The organism is Clostridium sp. DSM 8431 (assembly GCF_900116755.1).
Lineage (GTDB): Bacteria > Bacillota > Clostridia > Clostridiales > Clostridiaceae > Clostridium.
Genome location: NZ_FPBY01000182.1, coordinates 1 through 6,435, shown reverse-complemented (window position 1 = coordinate 6,435; position 6,435 = coordinate 1). Strand labels below are relative to the sequence as shown.

The window sequence follows — 6,435 nt, the reverse complement described above, 5'->3', positions numbered from 1 at the left end:
ATACGAATTCAAATATATCATCTCCTAAAAAATCTTTGTTAAGATGATTGACATATTTTATCACTTTTATTCATAATACAGCCAAAAATAATATATAAAAGGCAGGATTAAATATACAAACTTTATATTTAATCCTGCCGTACCTGCATGCACGCAATATTCTATTTCTTAATCTTGAATGTTCCCAAATCAATATATCTTACTACTAACCTATAGTTTCAATAAGTATAAATGCCATTATTATACCCAAAAACACTATTAAAGGTAATATATATTTTCTAGGATGCTTCCATAACTCCTGTTTAGTCTGCCAATTTGTTAGCACAAACTTATCCTCTAAAATAAATGTAATAATAGGCTCTATCACTGATATAACTGCAAATATACATATATTAATTACTATGTTATCATTCTTAAAAAATATATTTAACGCCAATATAAATCCATTAACTAACAAGAAATATATAAAAACAAACCTTTTATACATACTCCATATTCCTTGTTGTTTAGCAGAAAGCATTTTGGCTTGTCTTCTAAGATGTGGATCTGATGATAACATTGTTAAAACTGGTGTATTAACTGCACCTATCGTCCAAACCATACTAGATACAATAAAGTTATCCATCTGTATAATTGATAAAAAAACAATCATACCTAATAATATTAATGTATTAATAATATAGATCTTCTCATTCAGTAAAACTTTAAAGAAGTAGTTCCCTCCATATTTAAATTTAGTAATTAATGCAGATTTATTTTTATTTATGGCTATATACAAAGAATCTTCCTTCAATATACCAATTAGAGATACAACACAGCATAATAGTATTATAGCTATACTTATAAAAGGGGAAAAATTAAAATAAGAAACAAAGATATAACCTAATAAAACTGCTAATAATAATACCCATTCTAACTTTGCTTTTTTATTCATTAAAATAAGAATCCATACATTAATTAGAATAGACAGTATAGATACAATAATAACTAAAGGAATATTTACAAATAGATTATTATTACTTATTAGTACAATTATGATGAGAAAAGAAATACGCTCTAATAGTGATACTAATATTAAACTAAAAACAAATCCCAAAAGAAGCCGCGCATTACTAATGGGTAAAGAAATGTATTTTTTTACCTTTTCATACAAAGAATAAGTGTGTATAAGATAAGCTGTAGAAGTAATCATTAAAACCATAGTTATATATGAAATATTACTATTTCCAAATGTATCTCTTATAACTTCTTGAAGCGTCTCATAAGCAATAATAAAAAATAGAAATATAAATATACAATAATTTTTTACTTTTTTCTTAGTTATCATATCCTTAAGAAATATTCTAGTTGCTATCATCTAACCATCCTTCCAATAACTCTCGAATATCTCTATTAGTTTCAAACTCATAAGATTTCAAAGTTCCATTTTTCAATATTAGTACTTCATCACATGTCTTTTCAATACTTTCTGCAATATGAGAACTCATTAAAACAGAGCCAACCTTTTTATATCTCAAGATTTCTTCATATAAAAACTCTGATGCTAAGAAATCTAATCCATCTAAAGGTTCATCTAAAATTAGTAATGGAAGTTCTAGAGCAAAACCTGTAATTAAAAATACCTTCTTTTTATTTCCTGTGGATAGTTCCTTCATAGGATACTCAACATACTTTTCAAATCCAAAGCCCTTTATAAGCTCTTGAACTCTCTGCCTGTTTAATTTCTTTTTATATACTTTTTCTATGAAAGGAAAATATTCATTAAACGACCAATAAGAAAAAGCCTGTTCTTCCGTAAATATGGTATATCTATTATTTTTCCAGCACATATCTTCAAATGTTATCTCTTTATCAAAATATTTTAAAGTAGAGTAAGTATAATTAGAATGTACACCTGATAAAGTGTTTATTAAGGTTGTTTTTCCTGCACCATTTAGTCCCAATAGACCAACAACAGTATTTTCTTTCAAATCAAAAGATACTTTTTTTATAATACTATTTCCTTTTACATACCATACTTCTAAATCCTTTACTGATAACATAAGTTACTCCTTCTTCCCAGGTTTAAGTGCATTTAACCCAAACATAATTCCAACTGCAATAAATAATATAGCATTAATAAAGTTTGCTCTGAAGGCAAATACTATACCTCCTACAATCCATAATATTGATATTATAATTCTAAAATATTTTCTAGTCTTTTCATTCATTATATTCACCCCTATAATTATTTACTTTTTTAATTAAGCACCAATATAAAAATCCTATTACTATCTCTATCAAAAGTATTAATAGCAAATCAATAATTTGTATTTTAGTAATATATATATATAATATTATAGTAAAGAGCAGCATTATTTCAATACTTTTACTTATTTTGCTATATATACATCCTTTTTTTATGTCAATCATCTTTTCTAGTAGATATAATATCGCAAAATATAATATAATAAAAATCAATTCAAATAAGTTAGAATTAAAAATAATCATGGCAAATACTAAAATAGATAATATATATTTTTTATCAATAGACTTCTTCTTTAAAAACTCTTTAACTAACATAATCAATAAAGCTGTACATTGAAATAACATTTGATATTTTCCAAAATGAGTATTTAAATAATCTACATACTTAATAAATGATAAGTTACTAATTAAATAAATTATTGAAAAAATATACAGTTGCACAACTAATATATCCATAAAATTAAAGATAAACTTAGGATTTTCAAATAACCGTTTCTTTATATCATCTAAAAAAATTGCTGCAGTATAAGAAATTATAATTATTTGAAACAATATTGGATAAAGAATATAATCATTTCGCTCACTAAATAATACAATTGAATCAGGTCTTGCTAGTATTAAAAAATATATTAATAATGAAAAAACTAGACAAAAACCTATCTTAACCATAAAAATACTTTTCTTATTCATCTCTACACTCTCTAATTACACTTTCCCAATTTTCAAAATAGAACTCACTATTTTCAATAGAATAATCATCAAAATATTCATTAAATATATTTATTATATTTTCAACTTCACTTGATAATGATTTAAATGACAAACTATTTCTTAATATATACCTATTGATTGAATTTTCCTTATAATGAGATATAACACTTTCAAACTTACTATAATTAACAGGTACTGTAATTATAATATCCTTTGCTTCAACTCTATAGTCTGGTGAACCTAATTGTAGATCTTTATCAAAGAAAATATATAATGAATAGAATAAAATTCTTGCATTATAACTATCTTTCAAGTATATGAAAAAACTATCCTTATCATGTTTTATACTTTTTATTGCTAGAGCTTTTAGCCATGACATTTCGTTTTTAGATCTGAACTCACTCAAACTCTCATTATTTTGACTATTACCAAATATAACTCTTACATATTTATCTTGAACCTTCCCATAAACTTCATTTAATTTGTTAATAGAAAATCCTTTAACTTCCTCAGGGCTACCTAACATATAATCTGCTTTTTCTGTTCCTAATGTTTTTCTTAATATTCCAAGTTCCTGAGCTATTGTCTTCTTTTCTAATTGTAATTGTTTTTCAAGAAATTCATTTTTCATAATTTTATTTTCTTTTATAAAATTTGAATTTCTTAATATATTTTTTCCTGTAGAATCAATTAAATCTATTACCATAAACTTATCATAAGTAGCTCCATTAAATCTTACGCCTTGCTTTTCTAGTTCTTTTAAATATTTATAATTAGAATTTATATACATATGCTCAAGTAAGTGTGCATATCCAGAGGGAATATCCTGAGAAGAATATCCACAAGGAATAATATATTTAATAACATCAACGTCATTATCAATATCATAAAAATACTCATTTAAAGATGTTCTTTTCAATTTATTAAAATTAAAACTCATTATACCTTTGCCTTCACTTTCTTAGGTGATATCGTTGTCAAATAGTTATTTACTAATGATATGTCTACATTCCTTATGTATCTATATAAATCTTCCTTTAAAATTTCCTTATCAAATCTCCTCCTATATGGATACATAGTGTAAAGTTCTCCACACTCTAGAATTAATCTTTTAATTTCATTAATAACTCTTTCTTTAGCCATATCTAAATTCATTTTGTTTATTGTTAATCCTTTTAGTTTCTCAGTAATTAAATCAAAAAATTCTTCATCATAATTACCTATTACCCCAGTTACAAATAAACGCATATTATTTACATAACTCGTAATGGCCGTATATATTTTTCCTGACTCCCTATATTTAAAGTACATACTATCAGTATCATTATCACCAATGTACTTTTCTATTATCTTTAATAAAATATATTCTTCTCCAGTACTAAACGAATCATTATCTCCATAAAAATATATTCCCATAAAACATAGTTCACCTTGAGGAATATTATCTAAGCAATCATCATATTGTAATTGACTCATCTTTTGATAATTAGTACTTTCTATTGAGAACTTGTCTAATAATACCTCATCTATAAACTTTATCTGATTATAGTATTCATCATAATTAAGCTCTTCATCATTACAACTTTCAGGTGCAATTTTAGCTAATACATTTTTCATAATATTTATTGAACCTTTTTTTCTAAATTCAACATATTCCTCATAAGATGCCAGCACTGAATTAGATATAACATTACTAATTATTTTCTTTAAATACTGATCATCAATTTTAATATCATCAAAGTATATTAAGTTTATAATAACTTTCTTTTCACCTATATCATTTATACAATTCCAAGTTCCTATAATATTATTTTTATATAACTCAGCTTGAAAGATATCTTTATTTTTTATAAAAAATAATCTTAAAACACTCTCATTAATATCTTCTAAAACAACTTTATTTAGCATTGTAAATTTAATATCTCTACAATATTTTTCTTCCATTACTTTTGGCAACTCCTTTTATAACCTTCAAGTAACTTAAATAAATTATTTTTCACAATCCATTCACAAGGTTCTTCATTCTCAGTATTTATATTGAAAGCTTTTAGATAACAGCCTTTGCATATTGTATAGCTCTTACAGTCCTTAGCACATCCATTTTCTTTATTAGGAGGTTTGATTTTTCCTATCTCTGAGAATATATCCCTATCAAAAATCTCTCTATAATCTTCATCAAAAATATTTCCTAAAGATATTTCTTTAGGTGCTAAAACACAAGGTCTAATATTACCTTCTGGGGAAATAGCTACTGAAATTGTTCCTGATCCACAATTTTTTAATCCCTTAATATATTCTTCTGATTCTTCTATTGCAATTATATCTTTATACTTTTCTACAACCTCTAAAACATATTTATAATAGTCTTCAAATTTTACTGTCTTTATATCATTTTCTCTACTCTTTAAGAAAGCTTTTCCTCTTCCGAAGTTTTCAATAAAATTATATGTAAATACTTTAGCTCCTAAATTTATTGCAAGATCTGCTAGCTTATCTACTTCCCACATGTTTTCTTCAAAAATACTAGATGCCATTCTAACAGTTAATCCCTTACTTGATAATCTTCTTATAGTATCACAGCTTTTTTCAAATGATCCTTTGCATCCTCTAAATGAATCGTGAAGTTCACTATTTATGCTATCTATTGATACATTTATTATTACTTTACTCTTATACTTTGCTAATAAGTCTATAGTCTTATCATCTACTAATGTTCCATTTGTTAATAGCCCTACTATAGCAAAATTTTCTAATGCAAGTTTAACAATTTCATAACTATCTGGATTAACAAATACCTCCCCACCAGTCAATTCTATATTCATTACTCCATTTTCTTTTAATATTGATACTAACTTTCTAAATTTATCTATTGTCATAACATTATCTTTTTTAATAGATGCACTTAAATAGCAGTGTTTACATGCTAAGTTACACTTATGAGTAACTTCAACAGTCATATGTAACGGAGAAATTTGATTTTCGTCTCCTCTAACCTTCCATATACTACACTTATGAGGCTCTTCCTTAAACTCAAGTACATTTTTCTTATTTAAAGTTATTAAAAATTGTTCAATCCATTCTTCATTTTCTGTATAATCAATATCAAAAGTACTACAAATATATTCTTTCAATTCATTCATAGTCCTTAGTCCATCGATTAACATAACAATTTCTTTTCCTGTCTTATTTACCCCAACAAATTCATATCTTGAACCACCATTAACAAATTGTTCAGTTGCTATATTGTAACAATCTTTAGCACTAAATAAAATTAGTCTTTCATTTAACACTACATATGAATTACCTTCCATTTATCTCTCCCCCTCTTATATAAAAATTTAGGTTTATCTAGACTATATATAGATAATATAGATACTAGTTAGCTAGTCCTAAAAGTCCTGCTGCTGCTACAACTTCAAAGTCTGGAATTGGTCCATCTGCAAGACATGCAGCACCTGCTGCACATGCTGAACAATA

General features: G+C 25.5%; 8 protein-coding genes. All 8 read right to left on the bottom strand.

What is annotated here, in order from left to right:
- Positions 1 to 205: 205 nt before the first annotated feature.
- Complete coding sequence (locus tag BM384_RS14490) at positions 206 to 1,357, bottom strand: hypothetical protein (RefSeq protein WP_090014622.1); 1,152 nt, start codon at positions 1,355 to 1,357, stop codon at positions 206 to 208.
- Positions 1,344 to 2,042, bottom strand: a complete 699-nt coding sequence (locus tag BM384_RS14485) for an ATP-binding cassette domain-containing protein (protein ID WP_090014620.1) — start codon at positions 2,040 to 2,042, stop codon at positions 1,344 to 1,346. Before BM384_RS14485 ends, BM384_RS14490 begins: the two co-directional genes overlap by 14 nt.
- A gap of 3 nt (positions 2,043 to 2,045) precedes the next feature.
- The gene (locus BM384_RS17780; protein ID WP_175537402.1) at positions 2,046 to 2,210 is read right to left on the bottom strand and encodes a hypothetical protein; all 165 of its coding nucleotides are present in this window, start codon (positions 2,208 to 2,210) and stop codon (positions 2,046 to 2,048) included.
- Complete coding sequence (locus BM384_RS14480; RefSeq protein ID WP_090014618.1) at positions 2,203 to 2,937, bottom strand: hypothetical protein; 735 nt, start codon at positions 2,935 to 2,937, stop codon at positions 2,203 to 2,205. Before BM384_RS14480 ends, BM384_RS17780 begins: the two co-directional genes overlap by 8 nt.
- The gene (locus tag BM384_RS14475; protein ID WP_090014616.1) at positions 2,930 to 3,898 is read right to left on the bottom strand and encodes an insulinase family protein; all 969 of its coding nucleotides are present in this window, start codon (positions 3,896 to 3,898) and stop codon (positions 2,930 to 2,932) included. The genes BM384_RS14480 and BM384_RS14475 overlap by 8 nt, the downstream gene beginning before the upstream one ends.
- Entirely contained in the window at positions 3,898 to 4,902 is a 1,005-nt protein-coding gene (locus tag BM384_RS14470) for a hypothetical protein (protein ID WP_090014614.1), read from the bottom strand. Before BM384_RS14470 ends, BM384_RS14475 begins: the two co-directional genes overlap by 1 nt.
- A complete protein-coding gene (locus BM384_RS14465) occupies positions 4,902 to 6,269 on the bottom strand; it encodes a radical SAM protein (RefSeq protein ID WP_090014612.1) in 1,368 nt (455 codons plus the stop codon). The genes BM384_RS14470 and BM384_RS14465 overlap by 1 nt, the downstream gene beginning before the upstream one ends.
- Positions 6,270 to 6,333: 64 nt before the next feature.
- Positions 6,334 to 6,435 (bottom strand): subtilosin A family bacteriocin (locus BM384_RS14460; RefSeq protein WP_139232131.1); only part of this gene is annotated, 102 nt, incomplete at its 5' end.